Origin of the sequence: Streptomyces sp. NPDC101234, from assembly GCF_044767525.1 — a bacterium.
In the GTDB taxonomy this organism is placed as follows: domain Bacteria; phylum Actinomycetota; class Actinomycetes; order Streptomycetales; family Streptomycetaceae; genus Streptomyces; species Streptomyces sasae.
Genome location: NZ_JBIWOA010000035.1, coordinates 42,159 through 61,834 on the forward strand (window position 1 = coordinate 42,159; position 19,676 = coordinate 61,834).

The 19,676-nt window shown below is 70.5% G+C and carries 17 protein-coding genes and 1 pseudogene; 10 read left to right on the forward strand and 8 right to left on the reverse strand.

The annotated features are described in order from the left end of the window. Window positions 1-25: 25 nt before the first annotated feature. Window positions 26-3,025: a glycosyl hydrolase gene (locus tag ACIRR9_RS43280; RefSeq protein ID WP_403764197.1), complete on the reverse strand. Its 3,000-nt coding sequence runs from the start codon at window positions 3,023-3,025 to the stop codon at window positions 26-28. Between the two features lie 340 nt (window positions 3,026-3,365). On the opposite strand from ACIRR9_RS43280, the gene ACIRR9_RS43285 reads away from it, so the two are divergent. Both ACIRR9_RS43285 and ACIRR9_RS43290 read left to right on the forward strand, forming a co-directional pair. Further along, a complete protein-coding gene (locus tag ACIRR9_RS43285) occupies window positions 3,366-3,629 on the forward strand; it encodes a DUF2630 family protein (protein WP_403764199.1) in 264 nt (87 codons plus the stop codon). A 150-nt stretch (window positions 3,630-3,779) separates the two neighbouring features. Next, window positions 3,780-4,799 (forward strand): amidohydrolase family protein, encoded by a 1,020-nt coding sequence (locus tag ACIRR9_RS43290; protein WP_403764201.1) that lies wholly within the window; start codon window positions 3,780-3,782, stop codon window positions 4,797-4,799. Window positions 4,800-4,810: 11 nt separating this feature from the next. Here the strand turns inward: ACIRR9_RS43290 and ACIRR9_RS43295 are convergent, their stop codons facing one another. Together ACIRR9_RS43295 and ACIRR9_RS43300 are read right to left on the reverse strand one after the other, a co-directional pair. Then, window positions 4,811-5,317 (reverse strand): hypothetical protein, encoded by a 507-nt coding sequence (locus ACIRR9_RS43295; RefSeq protein ID WP_403764203.1) that lies wholly within the window; start codon window positions 5,315-5,317, stop codon window positions 4,811-4,813. A 33-nt stretch (window positions 5,318-5,350) separates the two neighbouring features. Then, the gene (locus ACIRR9_RS43300) at window positions 5,351-6,016 is read right to left on the reverse strand and encodes a TetR/AcrR family transcriptional regulator (protein WP_403764205.1); all 666 of its coding nucleotides are present in this window, start codon (window positions 6,014-6,016) and stop codon (window positions 5,351-5,353) included. 95 nt (window positions 6,017-6,111) lie between these two features. Between ACIRR9_RS43300 and ACIRR9_RS43305 the strand changes: the two genes are divergently transcribed. Genes ACIRR9_RS43305 through ACIRR9_RS43320 form a run of 4 tightly spaced genes read left to right on the forward strand, consistent with a single transcriptional unit; the run spans window position 6,112 to window position 10,179 of the window. After that, window positions 6,112-6,909 carry a sugar phosphate isomerase/epimerase family protein gene (locus ACIRR9_RS43305; protein ID WP_403764207.1) on the forward strand — a complete coding sequence of 266 codons (798 nt, stop codon included), beginning with the start codon at window positions 6,112-6,114 and terminating at the stop codon, window positions 6,907-6,909. Next, complete coding sequence (locus ACIRR9_RS43310) at window positions 6,909-8,027, forward strand: Gfo/Idh/MocA family protein (protein ID WP_403764209.1); 1,119 nt, start codon at window positions 6,909-6,911, stop codon at window positions 8,025-8,027. The genes ACIRR9_RS43305 and ACIRR9_RS43310 overlap by 1 nt, the downstream gene beginning before the upstream one ends. Beyond that, complete coding sequence (locus ACIRR9_RS43315) at window positions 8,024-9,151, forward strand: Gfo/Idh/MocA family protein (RefSeq protein ID WP_403764211.1); 1,128 nt, start codon at window positions 8,024-8,026, stop codon at window positions 9,149-9,151. Before ACIRR9_RS43310 ends, ACIRR9_RS43315 begins: the two co-directional genes overlap by 4 nt. Continuing rightward, window positions 9,148-10,179 (forward strand): sugar phosphate isomerase/epimerase family protein, encoded by a 1,032-nt coding sequence (locus ACIRR9_RS43320; protein WP_403764213.1) that lies wholly within the window; start codon window positions 9,148-9,150, stop codon window positions 10,177-10,179. Before ACIRR9_RS43315 ends, ACIRR9_RS43320 begins: the two co-directional genes overlap by 4 nt. Window positions 10,180-10,228: 49 nt before the next feature. On the opposite strand, the gene ACIRR9_RS43325 is transcribed toward ACIRR9_RS43320, so the two are convergent. The 3 genes from ACIRR9_RS43325 to ACIRR9_RS43335 all read right to left on the reverse strand — a co-directional run bounded on the left by ACIRR9_RS43325 (window position 10,229) and on the right by ACIRR9_RS43335 (window position 12,695). Next, window positions 10,229-10,672: a universal stress protein gene (locus ACIRR9_RS43325; RefSeq protein WP_365346250.1), complete on the reverse strand. Its 444-nt coding sequence runs from the start codon at window positions 10,670-10,672 to the stop codon at window positions 10,229-10,231. A 214-nt stretch (window positions 10,673-10,886) separates the two neighbouring features. Then, window positions 10,887-11,882 (reverse strand): threonine/serine dehydratase, encoded by a 996-nt coding sequence (locus tag ACIRR9_RS43330; protein WP_403764215.1) that lies wholly within the window; start codon window positions 11,880-11,882, stop codon window positions 10,887-10,889. 153 nt (window positions 11,883-12,035) lie between these two features. Continuing rightward, window positions 12,036-12,695, reverse strand: coding sequence for a transglycosylase SLT domain-containing protein (locus tag ACIRR9_RS43335; protein WP_403764217.1), 660 nt, complete (start codon window positions 12,693-12,695; stop codon window positions 12,036-12,038). A 388-nt stretch (window positions 12,696-13,083) separates the two neighbouring features. On the opposite strand from ACIRR9_RS43335, the pseudogene ACIRR9_RS43340 reads away from it, so the two are divergent. Further along, a pseudogene (locus ACIRR9_RS43340) lies at window positions 13,084-13,406 on the forward strand (hypothetical protein). Between the two features lie 116 nt (window positions 13,407-13,522). Here ACIRR9_RS43340 and ACIRR9_RS43345 read toward each other — a convergent pair. Further along, entirely contained in the window at window positions 13,523-13,843 is a 321-nt protein-coding gene (locus ACIRR9_RS43345; RefSeq protein WP_403764219.1) for an NmrA family NAD(P)-binding protein, read from the reverse strand. A gap of 59 nt (window positions 13,844-13,902) precedes the next feature. On the opposite strand from ACIRR9_RS43345, the gene ACIRR9_RS43350 reads away from it, so the two are divergent. Then, on the forward strand, window positions 13,903-14,076 hold the full coding sequence (locus ACIRR9_RS43350; protein WP_403764221.1) for a hypothetical protein: 174 nt from the start codon (window positions 13,903-13,905) through the stop codon (window positions 14,074-14,076). 30 nt (window positions 14,077-14,106) lie between these two features. Here the strand turns inward: ACIRR9_RS43350 and ACIRR9_RS43355 are convergent, their stop codons facing one another. Then, the gene (locus ACIRR9_RS43355) at window positions 14,107-14,595 is read right to left on the reverse strand and encodes a MarR family winged helix-turn-helix transcriptional regulator (RefSeq protein ID WP_403764223.1); all 489 of its coding nucleotides are present in this window, start codon (window positions 14,593-14,595) and stop codon (window positions 14,107-14,109) included. A gap of 88 nt (window positions 14,596-14,683) precedes the next feature. Between ACIRR9_RS43355 and ACIRR9_RS43360 the strand changes: the two genes are divergently transcribed. Together ACIRR9_RS43360 and ACIRR9_RS43365 are read left to right on the forward strand one after the other, a co-directional pair. Further along, window positions 14,684-15,271: an NADPH-dependent FMN reductase gene (locus tag ACIRR9_RS43360; RefSeq protein WP_403764225.1), complete on the forward strand. Its 588-nt coding sequence runs from the start codon at window positions 14,684-14,686 to the stop codon at window positions 15,269-15,271. 304 nt (window positions 15,272-15,575) lie between these two features. Then, on the forward strand, window positions 15,576-19,646 hold the full coding sequence (locus ACIRR9_RS43365) for a beta-galactosidase (RefSeq protein ID WP_403764317.1): 4,071 nt from the start codon (window positions 15,576-15,578) through the stop codon (window positions 19,644-19,646). Window positions 19,647-19,676 lie beyond the last annotated feature (30 nt).

Sequence of the window (19,676 nt, forward strand, 5' to 3'; positions counted from 1 at the left end):
TCCGGGCAGCCCGGACCGGGCCGGTTCAGGCCACCGTCCGCTGGGCGTAGGGGACGAGCTGGACCGGGCCGACGAGGCCGTACGACTGGCGTGCCGCCGCTCCGAAGACCGTCGGGTTGCTGACCCGGAGCCGGTTGAACAGCGGTGTGGCGACCTCCACTTCGACGATGTTGGCGCCGGGGCGGAGCAGCCCGCACAGGTCCACCACGGGGTTGAGGCGGTCGACGGGATCGAGCCGGGAGCCGTTGACGGAGACCCGGCAGGTGTCGCTGACGGTGCCCAGCCGCAGCAGGGCGCCCATCGAGGACGTCCACGTGCGGGGGAGGGTGACGGTCGTGCGGTAGCGGCCGATCCCGCCGACGTCGGCCAGCTCCGGGATCTGCGACCAGGGCAGCAGCGCGTCGAGGGTGAGGGAGCGCCCGACGATCTCGGTGCTGGTGGCGTCGGCGCCGGGCCGCCAGTCGTCGACCGTGAGACTCCACCCGTCGAGCGTGACGGCCGCGGGGACCTCGGGGATCTTCGTGGTGAGCGTGCGGCCGTTCGACAAGGTGGTGGTGTACGTGCCGGCCGCTGTCGCGCGCACGGCGAGCGAGCCGTCCGTGAACAGCGCGATGTCCGCGTCGGTGGCCACCACATGCGGACGGGCGCCGGAACGGTCCCCGAACGCGGTGGGCCGTGCCAGCGCGACGACGAGCGTCTCGCCGGGCTGGAGCGTCACCCGGAACGTGAACGCGTCCCCGTCCTGGGTGTACCGGGCGAGCCGGGAGACCCGCCCGGTCCAGGGATCGAGGAGGTAGGGAACAGCGCCGGAACCCGAGCGCCGCGTGCTGTGCAGTGTCACATCGTGGTCGATGACGGCGACCGGCGGCTTGACCGTCTCGGCGTGCTTGCCGTTGCACAGGTAGTAGAAGTCGGCCTCGTCGGTCACCCGGTGCGCGTTGAGCAGGGTCGAGGGCGTGGCGTAGGAGGCGTCGGGTGTCACACCGAGCTCCGCGAAGGCCGCGCCCACCAGGGTCTTGTCGCTGACCCGACGGACATTCGGCAGGGACAGCAACTGCGCCGTGAGTGCGCGCAGTTCGGCCGTCTCGCCATCGTCGGGGAGTCCCGGAGTGAAGGCCTGGTCGAAGGCGCCGAACAGCACGGTGGGCAGCCCGGCCTGAGCGAGGCCGAGCAGCTTACGGGCGTCGGCGACGGCCAGCGTGGGGCTGGAGCCGTAGAAGAAGTCGCCTTCGAGGAAGAGGGCCTTGTAGGCGGGCCCGTCCGGCGCTAGGCGGTTGCCGGACACCCTGGCCGAGGGCAGGTCGAGCAGGGGCCCGCTGAGGAACTGGTGGGTCCAGCCGAGCGGGACGCCCGTGGCGGTCAGCCAGGAGGCGCCGATGCCGGTCGCGGTGTAGCCGGTCTGCCGGAAGACGGCGACGTCCGCGCGGGCGGTGCCGGACTGGAGCACCTGGTGCACGCGGCCGAGGTAGCCGGCGACGTCCGGGACGTGCCGCCACGTGGGCTGGCGCGGCCCCCAGGACTCGCCGTACCCCGGCGCACCCCCGTAGGGGCTGAACGCGGCGAACCCGGGCCAGCTCACGCCCGGCGCGGTGGCGTAGGAGAAGCCGTGGATCACCGTCTGGTTGACGCCCGCCGCGTACGCGCCGCCCATGGTGCGCAGGAACCTGTCCCAGGTGGTGTTGTAGGCGCCGCCCGCGTACGCGCCCGCCTCGCAGGACAGGATGCGGTGGCCCGCCATGTCGCGGCCGCCGGCGAGGCAGCGGTAGTCGTCGAGGTTCTTGAAGCCGAGCGATTCGCCCTCGGGGATGTCGAGGACGGCCGCCGAGGCGATCGCGTCGGTCTGCAGGCCGTAGGGCTGTGAGCGCAGCTTCATGCCGTGCCCGTGCGCCCACTCCTTGAGCGCCCCCAGGTGGTGCTCGTTGAACAGGTCCGACACGGTCGCCCAGAAGTCGTGCCGGATCTCCTGGGTGAGCCGGGCCTCGAAGGCGAAGGCCTGGTTGCCGCTGTCGAGGACGACGGCCGGCAGATACGGCAGCAGGTCGCGTCCCGTGCGCCGGCGGAACGCGTCGGGCAGCCCGGGCGTCCACTGCAGCCCCTTGGTCTCCAGTTCCACGGAGTCCTCGAAGAAGGCACCGCCCACCGATCCGAGCAGTCTGCGCAGCGCGGGGTCGAGGATCTCGCCGTCCCAGTAACGGGTGACGGCCGCGGTCCCGGCCGCGCTGAAGTGGTCGACGACGTAGGCGGCGGGGGAGCAGTGCGGTCCCGCCTCGGGCTGCTGACCGGAACCCCGCTGCCAGTACGACAGGATCACCCAGGTCGCCTGGTCGGGTGGGGTCCAGCGCAGGTTGCCGTCCGACACCCGGGCGCTGAGGTCGGTGACACTGTCCGCGTCGAGCCCGGTCGCCTTGCCACTGGAGTTGGCGGTGTTGACCCGGGCGGCCTGCACCGCGAGCAGCGTCTGCACGGTCACACCGGAGGCTGCCGCACGCACCGGGGGCGGCACCGGTCCGTCGTAGGTGGCGCCACTCGTCAACGAGACCTTGCCGTAGGCGAGTTCCTTGACCGCCGCGTCGTCGTCGGGGGTGACACCCGGTACGGCGACGGGCCAGCTCGGGCCAAGAGTGAGGTCGACTGTCAGACCGCGGCTGGCCGCCTGGCGCAGTGCGGCAGCCACGCCGTCGCGCCAGGCGGCGCTGCCCCAGCCATGGTGGGCGGTGTCCAGCACGGAGGTGTCGGTGATGCTGTGGTGCACGGCCGCGATCTCGGCCCCGCCGAATCCCGCGTCCGCGATCTGGTCGATCTCCCGCGCGATCTCGACGGGATCCACCAGCCCGTCCGGCCACCACCAACGGAACCTGGGCCGGACCGTCCTCGGGGGCGCGGCGAACCAGTCCGCCGTGGGCACCGCTCCCGTGGCTGCGGCGGTGGCCGCCGGCCCGAGTGCGGCGAGCAGGCCGGTCGACAGACCGGCAGCCAGCACCGACCGACGGGTTGTCCCGCCACGATGAGAGGGGGATTCGAGCATGGTTCAGCCCCAAGTGGTCCCAAGGGTGGTCACGGGCAAGCCATGATTGAATCGATTCAATCATGGCAGGCGCGGGAACCGTATTCTGGCCTTCGAGCTGAGGTCAATAGCCGTGACAACGATTCAAGGCTGCTGCATGTGAAGCCACTTGGGGCGGCGCCCCGCCCGCTTGCCGGGCGAACAGGTCGGCCGTCGGCGGCACTTGACGGCCACCGTGGTTCGTTCGCCGGGCCGATGCGGCCGGGGGCCGGGTGGGGGAAGGCGGTGGAACAGGAGTGGGACAACCGCCGAACGCCCTGTCGTAGTCTTCATCCACTCCGCCGTCCGGAAAGAGGCAGCCATGACTGGACCAGACGCCGAGGCCGAGAAGGAGATACTCGGCCGCATCACGGAAATGATCAGCCAGGAGAAGGACCTGCGCGACCGCTTGGCGCAGCAGGAGATCGACGGGGCGACCGAGCACGCCCGCCTGGCGCACCTGGAGACCGAACTCGACCAGTGCTGGGACCTGCTCCGGCAGCGCCGGGCCAGGATCGCGGCGGGACAGGACCCGGGCGAGGCCAATGCCCGCCCGGCGTCCCAGGTCGAGGGCTACCTGTCCTGAGGGACCCGGACGGGCCCCGACGCGCCGACAGGGCGGCATCCGCACAAGGGGGTGCCGCCCGGCCCGTCCTCCCGCACGGGCGCGGTCTCCCACGCACCTCCGGCGGAGAGGGACTGGACTCGCCGCTCACCACCACCGATCGTGGGTGGTATGAACGATCACCGCACGGCACCCGCCGGCCCCGCCGAACCCGCCCCCGCCCACGGCTCCGCCATCGGTTCTGCCCAGCGAGCCGGCTCCGCGACACCGGGCGATGCCAGAGGCGTCGGGGAAGGCGCGAGCGGCGAGGTGTCGTCCGCGGAGGCCGATGAGGTACGCCGTTTTCGGGAGCGGCTCGACCTCCCCGGACTGGTCGACGTCCACACCCACTTCATGCCCGAACGGGTCCTGCACAAGGTCTGGAACTACTTCGACACGAACGGACCGCTGATCGGCGGACTCGAATGGCCGATCACCTACCGGCGGGAGGAGGCGGAACGGACCACCCTCCTCCGTGAGTTCGGCGTCCGGGCCTTCACCGCGATGCTCTACCCGCACAAGCCCGGCATGGCGACCTGGCTGAACGCGTGGGCGGCCGACTTCGCCCACCGCACCCCTGACTGTCTGCACACCGCGACCCTCTTCCCCGAGCCGGGCGTCGAGACGTACGTCCGTGAGGCCGTCGAAGCGGGCGCCCGGGTGTTCAAGGCGCACGTCCAGGTCGGGGCGTACGACCCGGCCGACGAACTCCTCCAGCAGGCCTGGGGGTTGCTGGCCGACGCCGGGATCCCGGTGGTGATCCACTGCGGTTCGGGTCCCGCGCCCGGAAAGCACACCGGCCCCGAGGCGATCGCGCGGGTACTCGCGCGGCATCCGAGGCTGCGGCTGATCGTCGCGCACATGGGGATGCCGGAGTACGAGGACTTCCTCGGCCTGGCCGAGCGGTACGAGGAGGTGCGGCTGGACACGACCATGGCGTTCACCGACTTCACCGAGCAGTTCATGCCGTTCCCGCCCCGCGCGCTGCCACGGATCGCCGCCCTCGGCGACCGCATCCTGCTCGGCTCCGACTTCCCCAACATCCCGTATCCCTACGTGCACCAACTCCACGCCCTGGAACGTCTGGACCTCGGCCGGCAGTGGCTGCGAGCGGTGTGCCACGACAACGCGGCACGGCTGTTCCGGGTCTGACGAGGACGCGCTCAGTGTCCCGGCGTCGCGGCGACGACGGCGATGCCCGACTCCCGCGCGTCGAACAGCCCGACCAACTCGGCCAGTCCGACCGGCCCGCCGACGTGGTCGATCAGAACGACGGGCTGCGGTACACCGTCATGCTCGGGCGGCACGAAGTCGGTGACGGTCTCCCGGCGCACGAGAACGACACGGTCGTCGTGTCCGGGGTCGCGGGGGAGTTCGGCGAAGTGTGCACGCAACGCTGCCGGATGTGACTCCAGATCGTTGGCGAGGACGTCCCGGCGGGCCAGCAAGGAGACACGGAGCCGTTCCCCCGTCCGCTCGTAACGGGCCGAGAGATCATGCGGCAGCAGGTAGAACACGCCCTCCTCGCCCTCATGACCCCGGTTCAGCAGCACGCAGACCATGCGCTCGGCCGGGTCGGAGGACGCCTGGTCCACGGCCAGGATCACGCCACGGGCGTCCGGGTCGAACGAGGGGATGGTGTCGATCCACATGCGGGCGGTGCCGTCCATGGCCGGCATTCAAGCACACGGATCCACGGGCGTTCACGGACCCCGGTGCCCTGGCCCCTGTTCGTCCGGTTGGGGGAGTTCGACGCTGATCAGGCTGCGCAGCATGGTCCGCAGATGGTCCGGCATGTCGATGACGTCCGGGCTGAGCAGCCACTGGATCTGCAGGCCGTCGATGAAGGCGATGAGGTCCGCCGCCAGCCCCGACGGATCCACATGGGGGCGCAGCAGACCGCGGCGCGCCAGGTCGTCGACGGCCAACTGCATCTGCCTGCGGGCACGTTCGTAGCGAGTGACGAAGTACGGCCGCGCCGGGTGGTCCGCCGCGGTGGACTCGCTGGACAGCACCGCGAACAGGCTTACGATCAGCGGGTTGGCCTGGTTGTGCGCGACGAGCCGGATCATGCTGGCGAAGTACTCCAGGCCGTCGTGGTTGACCGCCCCCGACCGGAAGAAGTGCTCGTCGTCCTGGCGCTCGCGCTCCTCGAGGACCGCCTCCAGGAGTGACTCCTTCGTCGGGAAGTGGTGCAGCAGGCCGGCCCGCGAGACACCGCAGGCGGCGGCGAGCTGGACCATGCTCGCGTTGCGGTACCCGACCTGCCCGAACGCGGTGAACGCGGCCTCGATGATCTGGGCGCGCCGACGCTCCCCCTTGGGGTAGTTCCGTGGGGCCGTACCCTGCCGCGCCGTCGCCCTTTCCATACGAAGATGCTAACCAACCCTAGAAACCGTCACCCCTGTCGGTATTCTGTTTTCCGGCGCCGGGCCATCGGCCGTCCGACCGAGAGGAGTCCCTCATGTCGACACCACAGATGTCGGTTCAGCTCTACTCCGTACGCAAGGCTCTGGAGGCCGACGAAGACGCGACCCTCGCTCGCCTGGCCGCGCTGGGACTGAGCAACGTCGAGGCCTTCGACTTCGTGCACCGTGCCGACGAACTCGCCGACGCACTCGGCAGGCACGGCCTGGCCGCGCGCACCGGACACGCCGGTTTCCTGTCGGCGGACGGAGCATCCGCAGCCGCCCTGGACGAGACGTTCCGGGCCGCTCGCCGGCTGGGCGTGGAGATCCTCTTCGACCCGTTCGTGCCCGCGTCCCGGTGGGCCGACGAAGAGGAGATCACCCGCACCGCCACCCTGCTGAACGAGGCAGCGGAGCGCGCGGCCGACCACGGGCTGCGGGTCGGCTACCACAACCACTCGCAGGAGTTCGTCCACACCGTCGCCGGCGTCAACGCCTTCGACCGCTTCGCCGGCCTGCTGAACCCGGAAGTCGCCCTGGAGATCGACCTGTTCTGGGCCTCGGCCGGCGGCTACGACGTCGTCTCCCTGCTGGACCGGCTGGGCTCGCGGGTGCGCGCCCTGCACATCAAGGACGGTGCCGTCATCGACGACCCGTTCACCTCGGGCGCGCCCTTCGACCCGGCCGACACCGGCCAGGTCGCGGCGGGCCGGGGGCAGATCAGGCTGGACGCCTCGCTGGACGCGGCCCGGCACGCCGAGTACGCGATCATCGAGTTCGACCACTACGACGGTGACATCTTCGAGGGCATCGCGGCGGGCGTGTCCTACCTGAACGGGAGGGGCATCGCCTGATGGCGGCACGCAACCCGGTCGGCGTCGGCCTCATCGGTGCCGGCAACATCAGCGACCAGTACCTGACCAATCTCACACAATTCCCCGACGTGCACGTGGCCGTCGTGGGCGACCTCGACACCGCACGGGCCGAGACCCAGGCCCGTAAGTACGGCGTCGAGGAGTGGGGAACCGCGGCGGACGTCCTCGCCCACCCGGACGTCGACATCGTCGTCAACCTGACCGTCCCCGCCGTCCACGCGGAGGTCAGCTCGGCGATCCTCGCCGCGGGCAAGCACGTCTGGTCCGAGAAACCCATCGCCGTCGACAGGGCCGACGCCCGGGCCCTGCTCGACCAGGCGGCCGCGGCCGGCCTGCGGATCGGCGTCGCTCCCGACACGGTTCTCGGCCCCGGCCTCCAGACGGCCCTGAGGGCGATCGCCCGCGGCGACATCGGCACCCCGCTGTCCGCGCAGACCGTCATGCAGTACGCCGGACCCGACCTGTGGCACCCCAACCCCGAGTTCCTGTTCGCGAGGGGCGCCGGCCCCCTCTTCGACATGGGGCCCTACTACCTCACCACCCTGGTCTGCCTGTTCGGCTCCGTCACCCGCGTGGCCGCGCTCGGCTCGACCGCCCGCGCGGTCCGTACGGTACGCAGCGGCGACCGGGCGGGCACCGAGTTCACCGTGGCCGTACCCACCCACGTCTCCGCGCTCACGCGGTTCGTGGGCGGCGGGGTCGGCCAGAGTGTGTTCAGCTTCGACTCCCCGCTCACCCGCACCGGATTCGTCGAGATCACCGGCAGCGAGGGCACCCTGGTTCTGCCCGATCCCAACACCTTCGCCGGAGACGTCAGGATCACCCGTGTGCCGCGGCAGGGCCGGGACCCGGAGTGGGAGACCGTCACACCCGTCGGCATCGAGGCCGGCCGCGGCCTCGGCGTCCTGGACATGGCACGGGCCATCCGCGGCGGACAGCCGCACATCGCCACCGGAGACCTCGGCTACCACGTCCTGGACACCATGATGTCCATCGACGAGGCCGTCACCTCAGGCGAGACCGTCCACGTCACCAGCGCCGCCCCCGAGACACTGCTGGTCCCCGAGGACCGGGACCCCTACGGAGCCACCCTGTGACCGGCCCCCTGCGCGCCGGATTCATCGGCGGCGGCTTCATGGCCGCCGTTCACACCCGTGCGAGCCGGGCCGCCCGCGGTCATCCGGCCGCCCTCGCGAGCTCGACGCCGGAACGCGGTGCGCAGGCCGCACGCGACCTCGGCGTCGAACGCTCCGAACCGGACGCCCACAGCCTCGCCACGGCCGGCGACCTCGACATCGTCCACGTCTGCAGCCCCAACCGCCTGCACACCGAACACACCCTGGCGGCGCTGGCCGCCGGCGCCCATGTCATCTGCGAGAAGCCCCTGGCGACCACGGCGGCCGACGCCGAACACCTGACCCGTGCCGCGCGGGAGGCCGACCGGGTGGCGGCGGTCCCCTTCGTGTACCGCTACCACCCGATGGCACGCCAGGCCCGCGCCCTCGTCGCGGACGGAAAGCTCGGCACCGTCCTCACCCTGGACGCGGCCTACCTCCAGGACTGGCTCCTCGACCCCGACGACACCAACTGGCGCGCCGATCCCGAAGCCGGCGGCGCCTCCCGCGCCTTCGCCGACATCGGCTCCCACCTGTGCGACCTCGTGGAGTTCGTGTCCGGACAGCGCATCCACCGCCTCACCGCGCGCACCCGGACCGTCTTCGGCCGTCGCGCCGACACCGAGGTCACCAACGAGGACACGGCCGCACTCCTCGTGGAACTCGGCAACGGAGCACTGGGCACCCTGCTCGTCAGCCAGCTGGCCCCCGGCCGCAAGAACAGCCTCACCCTCGAACTCCACGGCACCCGGCAGAGCGCCCGCTTCGAACAGGAACGCCCCGAGGAACTGTGGATCGGCAGGCGCGAGGGATCGCAACTGCTCCTGCGTGACCCCGCGACCGCCGCCCCGGACTCCGCCCGTATGTCGGTCCTGCCGCCCGGACATGCCCTGGGATACCAGGACGCGTTCACGGCGTTCGTCACCGACGTCTACAGCGCCGTACAGGGCGGACACCCCGAGGGGATGCCGACGTTCGCCGACGGACTGCGCGCCGCACGGCTCACCGAGGCCGTACTGGCCTCCGCCGCGCAGCAAGGCGCCTGGATCGAGACCGTACCCGAGACCGCCACCGAGACTTCACCCGAGACGGAGGACCGCACATGACCGAATCCACCGAATCCATCGAAGCCACCCACCCCGTCACCCTGTTCACCGGACAGTGGGCCGACCTCCCCTTCGAGGAGGTCGCCCGTCTCGCCGCGCAGTGGGGTTACGACGGCCTGGAGATCGCCGCCTCGGGGGACCACCTCGACCTGAAGCGCGCCGACGAGGACGACGCCTACGCGGCATCACGCCTGGAGATCCTCGACCGGCACGGCCTCAAGGTCCACGCCATCTCCAACCACCTGGCCGGACAGGCGGTCTGCGACGCGCCGATCGACTTCCGCCACCAGGCGATCCTGCGCCCGTACGTATGGGGCGACGGCGACGCGGAGGGCGTCCGGCAGCGCGCCGCCGAGGACATGAAGCGTGCGGCGCGGGTGGCCCGCAAACTCGGCGTGGACACCGTGGTCGGCTTCACCGGCTCATCCATCTGGCCCTACGTCGCCATGTTCCCGCCGGTCCCCGCCTCCGTCATCGACGCGGGCTACGAGGACTTCGCCACCCGCTGGAACCCGATCCTCGACATGTTCGACGCCGAGGGCGTGCGCTTCGCCCACGAGGTCCACCCCGGCGAGATCGCCTACGACTACTGGACCAGCGTCCGCGCCTTGGAAGCGATCGGCCACCGGGAGGCCTTCGGCTTCAACTGGGACCCCAGCCACATGATGTGGCAGAACATCGACCCGGTCGGCTTCATCACCGACTTCAAGGACCGCATCTACCACGTCGACTGCAAGGACACCCGCCTGCGCCCCCGCAACGGCCGGGCCGGCGTCCTCGGCTCCCACCAGCCGTGGGGCGACCCGCGCCGGGGCTGGGACTTCGTCTCCACCGGCCACGGCGACGTCCCCTGGGAGGACGCCTTCCGCGCCCTGGAGTCCATCGGCTACGCCGGCCCCATCTCCATCGAATGGGAGGACGCCGGCATGGACCGCCTCCACGGCGCCGCCGAAGCGGTCACCTTCGTACGATCGCTGCTCTGGCCCACCCCGAAGGCGTCCTTCGACGCCGCGTTCAGCAACCAGTAGCCGTCACCCGGCGAGCGGCGGTCCGCTGCCCGGCCGCGAGGCCGCCGCGTCAGGATGTTCCGGAGCGCACGATCACGACCGGACAGGGGGCGTGCTGGGACACATGCTGGCTGACGGACCCGAGCAGCGCCCGGGTGAACCCGCCCCGCCCCCTGCTGCCCACGACGACCACCTCGGCGCCCTCCGCGGCCCTCAGCAGGATGTCCGCGGCGTTTCCGTGCACCACATGCGAGTCGACCGAGCCGGCCGCCTCCGGCCCCAGTACGTCGGTCAGTTCCTGCCGCATCCGCTCCCGGGCGTCGTCCTCGTCGACGTCCATGTCCACGGCGGGCCCGGACCAGTTCTGCAGCCCCTGCAACTCCCAGGCGGCGATCGCCTCGACGCTGCCGCCGAGGAGCCCGGCGTAGCGCACGGCCCAGCGCAGGGCGGCGTACGAGGCCGGCGATCCGTCCACGCCGACCACGACCCTCGGCACGGAGGCATCCCTGTCCATGTGTCCCACCTCTCCGACGGCTCCCGCGCAGCCAGGCCGCACGCCTCCACGCTGCGGGAGACCCGGCCGCCCCGCCAGAAATGGACCGCCAGCCGCATGACGGACGGCAGCCGGATCCGGACCCGACGCCGACAGGGAGGCGCGCCAGGACCCCGGTGAGACGGCGCGCGCACCAGCCGACGACGGGCGACCGGGCGACTTCGGGGACGCCGTCCTACGACGGTGACCAGGACCGGGGGAGGGGAGCCGCCACTCCGACCCAGCGGTGATAGGCGTCCATGTCGACGTTGCTGCCGCACACGATGGTGACCACGTGCCGGCCGGCGAAGCGGTCGCGGTCTTCGAGGACCGCCGCGACACCGAGCGCGGCCGACGGTTCGACGACGAGGCCGGCGTGGTCGAGGAGCATCCGCATACCGGCGGTGATCGACGTCTCCTGGACCAGAACTGCGTCGTCGGCGACCACGAGCAGGTCGTCCAGGACGGCCGGGATGGGGCGCCGGCCGGACACACCGTCAGCGATGGTGTCGGTCGAGTCGGTGGTGACGACACGCCGCCTGTGCCACGAGTGTGTCATCGCCGGCGCACCCAGCGGCTGGACGCAGATCACCTCGGCCTCGGGCGCCATGGCTTTCACCACATGGCCCACGCCGGTGGCCAGTGCCCCGCCGCCGAGGGCGATCAGGACGGCATCGAAGGACGGCGTGGCTGCCACCAGTTCCAGGCCGATGGTCGCCGCGCCCTCGCAGGTCTCGATGTCCAGGCTGTCCTCGACCAGCCGGATGCCATCGCGGAGCGCGATGTCCGCGGCCCGCTCGCGCGCCAACTCGTGGTCGCCGTCCACCAGTTCCAGCCTGGCGTCCAGTGCACGGATGCGATCGAGTTTGGCCGCGGTCGCGAAGCGGGACGCCACGACGGTGACGTCCAGCCCCCGGCGGCGACCGGACCAGGCGAGGGCCTGGCCGAGGTTGCCCGCGCTGGCGCACACCACGGATCGCGGGCCGTTGCCGGCGAGCAGGCTCGTGACGACCTCGGTGCCGCGGGCTTTGAAGCAGCGGACCGGGTTGGCCGTTTCGAGCTTGATGCTCAGCGTGCACCCGAGGTCCGGTTCCAGGGCTTCGCAGCGGTACAGCGGAGTGTCGAGGAAAATCGGGTCGATGAGCCGGCGAGCCGCCCGGATCCGGGCGATGTCCAGGCGCGTCTCCTGCATGACACAGCAGCGTAGGGCTGTCGGCGCTACCGGGTGACCCCGTATGGAGCATGACCGTCATCAAGAACAGCGACCCGACGGGGCGCGCGGCCCACAGCCGGCTCCAGCCCTCGGCCGGGAAGCGCCGGAAGCCGGCAGCGGCGGACGGTCCTGTCAGTAGGCGTGGTGGACCTGCCAGAAGGCCCAGGCCTGGCAGGGGCTGCCGTAGACGGAGTTCATGTAGCCGAGGCCCCATTTGATCTGGGTGGCCGGGTTGGTCTGCCAGTCGGCACCGGCGGAGGCCATCTTGGACCCGGGCAGAGCCTGGACGAGGCCGTAGGCGCCGGAGGAGGGGTTGACCGCGTGGTAGTTCCAGGTGGACTCGTGCTCCACGATGTTGCTGAAGCACTGGTACTGGTCGGCCGCCATCATCTGCCGCGCTATCGCCTGGATCTGCGCGACGGTGTAGGTGCTCTGCACCGGGAATCCGGAGGCGTCCTGGGAGGCGGTGGTTCCGGCCTTCTCCTTCGCGGCCGCTGCCTTCTTCTCGATCGCCGTCTTGGCGGCGGCCTTGCGAGCGGCTTCCTCCGCGTCCTTTCGGGCGCCCGCGTCGGCGGCGATGGCCTGGGTGTCGGCCTGCTGCTTGAGGGAGACGGTCTGCACCTGGGCCTGCTGGCCGACCGGTATGTCCGCGAGCAGCGTCGCATCGGGTGCCGTGGCCTCCGCGTCGTGCGGCGGCGCGGTGTCGGCCGAGGCGACTCCGACGACGCTGCCGACAGCGGTCACCGCCGTGGCCGAGACCACTGCCAGTCCCCTGACCGGGTTCCGACTCACGTTCTTCCCTTTCGGCTCGTCCGTGCAGCCCTGCTGATGCAGACAACTCGCTTGCGATGTCCGTCAGTTGGAACACTCTGCCGTGTCGGGTCGGGCCGCGCAATGGTGAAGGTGGTGTGGATGCTCACAGTTGAGGTGCCACGCGTTCGCCGGCCCTGACCGCCACCCACCCGGTCGGGCACCTGGTCCGCCGCCAAGCTCCCCAGCCCGTCGACGTGTTCAACACCACTGGCGGGGACAGCGGCTGAGGCGGCGGCCCCGCCAGCGGCTGTAATTCCGTCCGCCCCACGACATCATGAGCCACCGTCGAATCGCGGTGACGGCGACGGCTGCAGACGGCGGTCGTCCGAGGGCTCTGCCCGGCGGGGGCGCTATGGGTCGGCCCGCCATGACCGAGCTTGAACCTGTCTCCTGGCCACCCGCTCCGATCAAGACCGCGCGCCTCGTGCTCCGTGAGCCCGAGGCGCGTGACCGCGCGGCGCCCCGGCTTTATTCATGGTCGAGCTGGACGGGGCGGTGATCGGCCTCATCCAGCTGCTCGACCGGCGCGGCGCGGAGCGTCCGGGCCAGGTACGTCCGGAGGGGCGGGGAGGTCGAGCGCGCTCGATGCGCCTCGCGGCGAAGCTGGGCTTCGCCGAGGTGGAGCGATTCGAGGACTACGGCGCCCAACAGCGGTTCGGCGTGTGGTCCCCGGCCACATCGTCCCGTTGAGGCCGCTGGCGTCCTAGGCGGTTTCGAGGAGCCGCCGTCCCCGGCGAGTTCCAGACTCCGTCCCGCGAACAGGTCCGGCCGATCCAAGGCCGGCGCCGCGAACTCGGCGATGTCCTTCACCGCGATGATCTGGGCAGGTTCGTCCGGCGGGAAGATGTCCTGGTGCACGCCGTGGGTGATGCCGTCGAGACCGATGGGCGTCGACCGAGATAGTTCGACATGAACCGCACCGGACGCAGCACGGTCACCGACCGGATCTGTTCACGCAGGTAGTCCACGATGCGTTCCTTCCCCTTGGAGCCGCCCGGTCGCCCTGGCGTGGACGCGATGCCCGTGAACACAACGTGCTCGACTCCCACCGCGGCCGCGGCATCGACCAGTGCCCTGCCACGGGTGAACTCGCGCTCCGCGTCGGAGCCGGTCGGGCCGAAAGCCACTGGCAGTACGGCGAACAGTGCCGCTGCTCCCTAAGGACACGGTCAAGGCCCATGCTGAGATGGTGACCAGGATCATCGTCCGGGATTTCATCCCACCGACGGACGCGATCGCGTCGATTCCGGGCAGTGGCACCGAACTTCCGGCGACGTACGTCGACCAGTGCCACCTGCCCGAGCACGAAGACGGCGACATGATGCGCCCCTGGACGATCGTTCGCTCCAACCGTCGTTGAGCGGCGTCGGTTTACGTGCGGGGAACCGTATTAGCTCGTGGCGTCGCTGCCGGTCTCGTCGTGGCTCGGTTCGATGCGGTCGACCACTTGCTCGCTCCATGCCCGGATGACGGCTGTCTGCTCCGGAGTGAGTGGGCCGAGGAAGTGGCGGCGAATGTTGTCGGCATGCACGAGGATGGCGTTCTGGGTGGCGCGGCGGCCGTCGGGGGTCAGCCCGATCCCCGCGCGGCGGCCGTCGGCCCCGTACCGGGTGCGCTTCACGAAGCCGCGGTTCTCCATGCGCGTGAGCTGGTGCGAGACACGGCTCTTGTCCCAGTCGAGGGATTCGGAGAGCTCGCCGACGCGCAGTTCGCGGCCGGAGGCCCGCCACAGTGTCACCAGCACACTGAACTCGGCCTTCGAGATGCCGCAGTCACGCTGCAGACCACGCTCCAGCTCCCTGGTGAGCAGGCGCTGCGCGCGCATCCAGGTGTCCCAGAGTTCCCACTCCTCGGGCTCCAGCGTACGAGTCTCCGTCATGCCGTAAAGGATAGCCGGACCAGGGAAGTTGTCACTTCAACTCGGCGCGGCCTAGAGTTGACGTGACAACTCCACCGGAAGGGGCACCATGTCACTGCGCATCGGCATCATCCTCGGCAGCACACGACCCGGGCGCCGGGGCGACCAGATCGCCTCCTGGGTGCTCGACATGGCGCGCGCCCACGGCGGCGCCGACTACGAACTGATCGACCTCGCCGACCACCGCCTCGGCAACCTCGACGAGGGCGGCAATCCGAATCTTCAGCAGTACGAGCACCCTCACACCCGCGACTGGTCCGAACTCATCGACGGCTTCGACGGCTTCGTGTTCCTCGTCCCGGAGTACAACCACTCCTTCCCCGGCGCACTCAAGAACGCTCTGGACTACGTCTACCGGGAGTGGAACGACAAGGCCGCCGGCATCGTCAGCTACGGCGGCTGGGCCGCCGGGGTCCGGGCCGCCGAGGCGCTCCGGCTCGTCCTCGCCGAACTCCAGGTGGCCACGGTCCGCGCCCAGCCCACCATCTCGACACATCCCTCGTTCCACACCGGCGCCTTCGTGCCCCAGGAGGGCCTCGATGCCGCGGTTCGCGGCATGCTCGACCAAGTGCTCGCCTGGTCCGGCGCGTTGCGCGGGGTGCGTGAGGCCAAGGCGCAGACGGGCGCGGCCGCCTGAGGCTCTGTCGGCGGCCGACTGTGCCGCGGCTTGCGTGGAGTCGAGTTGCCGGGGTCCACCCTCCCGGCGACGCGACGACGTCGGGACCTCGATCGCCTCGACTATGTCCTTCCGCCCCATTGTGTTGGACCTTGTGTCCCCTTACTGTTCGGCTTTGCCTGAGTCTGTTCGATCCTGATTGCTCAGGCGGATGGAGGCCGCAGTGCGGGGAAGACGGATCCGTTCAGAGGTGGCCAGACCCGGTCGCCGTCGGTGGTGGAGGGCGGTCCTCGCGACGACCGCGACCATCGCCCTGGCCGTGGGCATGACCGCGCCCGCCGCGGCGCGGGACGTCGGCAGGCAGGCACCTGCCGCCGCGCCGGCCGACAGTCCGCAGGCGCACACGGTCAGTCTCGACGGCTACTCCTTCCTCGTCGACGGCAAACGCACCTACCTGTGGTCCGGCGAGTTCCACTACTTCCGGCTGCCGAGCCCGGACCTGTGGCGTGACATCTTCCAGAAGATGAAGGCCGCCGGCTTCAACTCCACCTCGCTGTACTTCGACTGGGGATACCACTCGCCGAAGCCCGGCGTGTACGACTTCAGCGGCGTGCGTGACGTCGACAAGCTGCTCGACATGGCCCAGGAGGCCGGCCTCTACGTCATCGCCCGCCCGGCGCCGTACATCAACGCGGAGGTGGACAGCGGCGGTCTGCCCGGCTGGCTGACCACCAAGGCCGGGAACAACCGCAGCGACGACCCGCGGTTCCTGAAGTACGCGGACGAGTGGCTGACGCAGATCGACCGGATCATCGCCCGCCACCAACTCACCAACGGCACCGGGTCGGTGATCGCCTACCAGGTCGAGAACGAGTACTACAACGGCTCGGCCGCCGGCCGCTCCTACATGCAGCACCTGGAGGACAAGGCCCGCGCCGACGGCATCACGGTCCCGCTGACCGGCAACAACAACGGCACCTTCAACTCCGGTACCGGCGCCCTGGACGTCGACGGCCCCGACTCCTACCCGCAGGGATTCAACTGCTCGAACCCCTCGAAGTGGAACGGCGTCCCCGACATCAGCTACGACCACCCCGCCGGAAAGCCGCTGTACTCACCGGAGTTCCAGGGCGGCGCCTTCGACCCCTGGGGCGGACCGGGCTACGACAAGTGCGCCCAGCTCATCAACGACCAGTTCGCCAACGTCTTCTACAAGCAGAACATAGCCGTCGGCGCCACCGCACAGAGCTTCTACATGACCTACGGCGGCACCAACTGGGGCTGGCTGGGCATGCCCGAGAACTACACGTCGTACGACTACGGGGCCGCGATCCGCGAGACCCGCCAGCTCGATCCGAAGTACTACGAGGACAAGCTGATCGGGTACTTCACCCAGTCCGTCGCCCCGCTGACCAAGACCGAGGCGATCAGGGCCACGCCGCCGGACGACTCCGCGGTCATCGACACCGCCCGGATGAACCCCGACACCAAGACACAGTTCCATGTTCTGCGGCACGGGAACTCCACCTCCACGGCGGTCGACAAGACCCACATCTCGCTGGACTTCAACGCCCAGCCGTCCGCGGACACCACCTACACCTGGGACGACCCCGACTCCGCGCTGCAGTACACCGGTTCGTGGTCGCACGTGGCCAACACGAGCTACACCGGCGGCGACTACAAGCACACCGAGTCGTTCTCCAACAAGGCCGGCGACTCGGTCACCGTCCCCTTCGACGGCACCGCGATCCGCTGGATCGGTTCGAAGACGAGCAACCACGGATACGCCGACGTCTACCTCGACGGCACCAAGGCGGCGACGGTCGACGACTCCGGCGGCGAGAGCCAGGCGGTGCTCTTCCAGAAGACCGGCCTGGCCCCCGGCGCGCACACACTGAAGATCGTCGTCGACGGGAACCACAGCTCGGCGTCCACGGACAACTACGTGGCGATCGACGCCATCGACGTGCCCGCGGCCGACGCCTCCGAGCCGACCTACCCGGTCGTGCCGCAGCAGCCGGGCACCGCGATCACGCTCGACGGCCGTGACTCGCATGTGATCGTGGCGAACTACCGGCTCGGTGACTCGCAGTTGCAGTACTCCACCTCGGAGATCATGACCAGCGCGACGATCGGCGACCGGGACGTGGCCGTGCTCTACGGCGACCAGGGCAGCGACGGCGAGACCGTGCTCCGTTACGCGTCCGAGCCGACCGTCGTCACCAGCGACGGAACGGCCGCCACCACCTGGGACGCGGCCACCGGCGACCTCCGGCTGAACTACACGCACAAGGGCCTCGTCCGCATCAGCATCAGCGGCGGCGGCAAGCGCCCGCTGCTGCTGCTCGTGGGCGACAAGGCCACGGCGGAGACCTTCTGGCGCCAGGACACGGCCACCGGCCCGGTGCTCGTGCGCGGCACCCATCTGCTGCGCACGGCGACCAGCCTGGACGGCGGCCACACCGTGGCGCTCACCGGCGACAACGCCGACGACAAGAACATCGAGGTGATCTCCTCCGCCGCCCGAGTCACCTGGAACGGCAGGACATTGGGTGCCAAGGCGACCGACACGGGAAGCCTCACCGGCACCATCCCGGTGGCCGCCGCGGTGCATCTGCCGGAGCTGACGAACTGGAAGCACGCAGAGGAGTCCCCCGAAGCCGCCCCCGGTTTCGACGACTCCAGCTGGCAGGTGGCCGACAAGGCGACCACCAACAGCGTCTCCGGCGCCAACGCGCTGCCGGTGCTCTACGCCGACGACTACGGCTTCCACACCGGCAACACCTGGTACCGAGGCCGCTTCCGCACGACCGGCAAGGAGACCGGCCTCCATCTGGTCTCGGACTCCGGTGGAGACGCGCAGGCGTTCTCCGCCTGGCTCAACGGCACCTTCCTCGGCAGCTCCACCACGGGCAGCGCCGACTTCACCTTCCCGGCCGGCGCGTTGAAGTCCGAGGGCGACAACGTCGTCTCCGTGCTGACCGTGAACATGGGGCACGAGGAGGACTACAACTCCACCAACGGCAACAAGACCGCACGCGGCCTGACCAGCGCCTCCCTCGTCGGCGCGCCGCTGACCTCCGTCACCTGGCGGCTGCAGGGAGTGCGCGGCGGCGAGGACCTGCAGGACACGGTGCGCGGCCCGCTCTCGACCGGCGGCCTGTACGGCGAGCGGGCCGGCTGGTCCCTGCCGGGCTACCCGGACGGCAAGTGGAACCGGGTGTCCCTGCCGACGACCGACAGCCGCCCCGGGGTCTCCTGGTACCGCACCGACGCCGCCCTGGACCTGCCGCACGGTCAGGACACCTCGATCGGACTGACGTTCACCGACGACCCGGCCCGCAAGTACCGCGCCACGATCTTCGTCAACGGCTGGCAGCTCGGCAACTACGTCAACTACCTCGGTCCGCAGCACACCTTCCCGATCCCGAACGGGATCCTCGACCCGAACGGCCACAACAGCATCGCCATCGCCGTCTGGAACCTGGACGGAACCACCGGCGGCCTCGGCAAGGTCTCGCTGACCGACTACGGCAGCTACGCCTCGTCCCTGCGCGTCGCGCAGAACGACAGCCCGCGCTACGACGCGCGCAAGTACGCGATGCCGAGGCGCCCGGGAGCGGATGTCATCCTGGACGTGCCGGACACCGCCCAGCCCGGACAGGCCTTCACAGCCCGCGCGACCGTGCGGGTGCCGAAGGACCGGCCGTCCGCCACCCGGTTGACGGCCTCGCTCTCCGCGCCCGACGGCTGGACCGTGAGTGCCGCGAGTCCCGCGTCGGTCGACCGTCTGCGACCCGGCAGTTCGGCCACCTTCACCTGGGAGGTCCAGCCGCCGGCCGGGACGCTGCCCTCCGCCTCGGCGCTCACCGCCACGGTGCGCTACCGGCAGAGCGGGCGGCAGGCCACCGGCGCCGACGAGCGCATCGTCGACGGGATCCCGCCGGCTCCACCAGCTGGGCAGAGCAACGTCAGCGACCTGACGTTCCTGTCGTCCACCAACGGATGGGGCCCGGTGGAGCGTGACAGCAGCGTCGGCGAACAGGCGGCCGGGGACGGCCGTCCGATCACCATCGACGGCGTCGGTTACGCCAAGGGCCTGGGCACCAACTCCGTCAGCGACGTCCAGCTCTACCTCGCCGGGCAGTGCTCGCGGTTGACGGCGGACGTCGGTGTCGACGACGAGACGGGAGGTGCGGGCACGGTGACGTTCTCCGTGATCGCCGACGGCAAGACCCTGGTGACCACACCGACGATCCGCGGCAAACAGGCCGCGGTGCCGATCGACGTCGACGTCAGCGGCGCCCAGGTGGTCGACCTCAAGGTCGGCGACGCGGGCGACGGCAACGGCAACGACCACGGCGACTGGGGGAAGCCGACCCTGACGTGCGCCTAGGTTCTCCCGCCGGGCGCACACCCTGGTCGT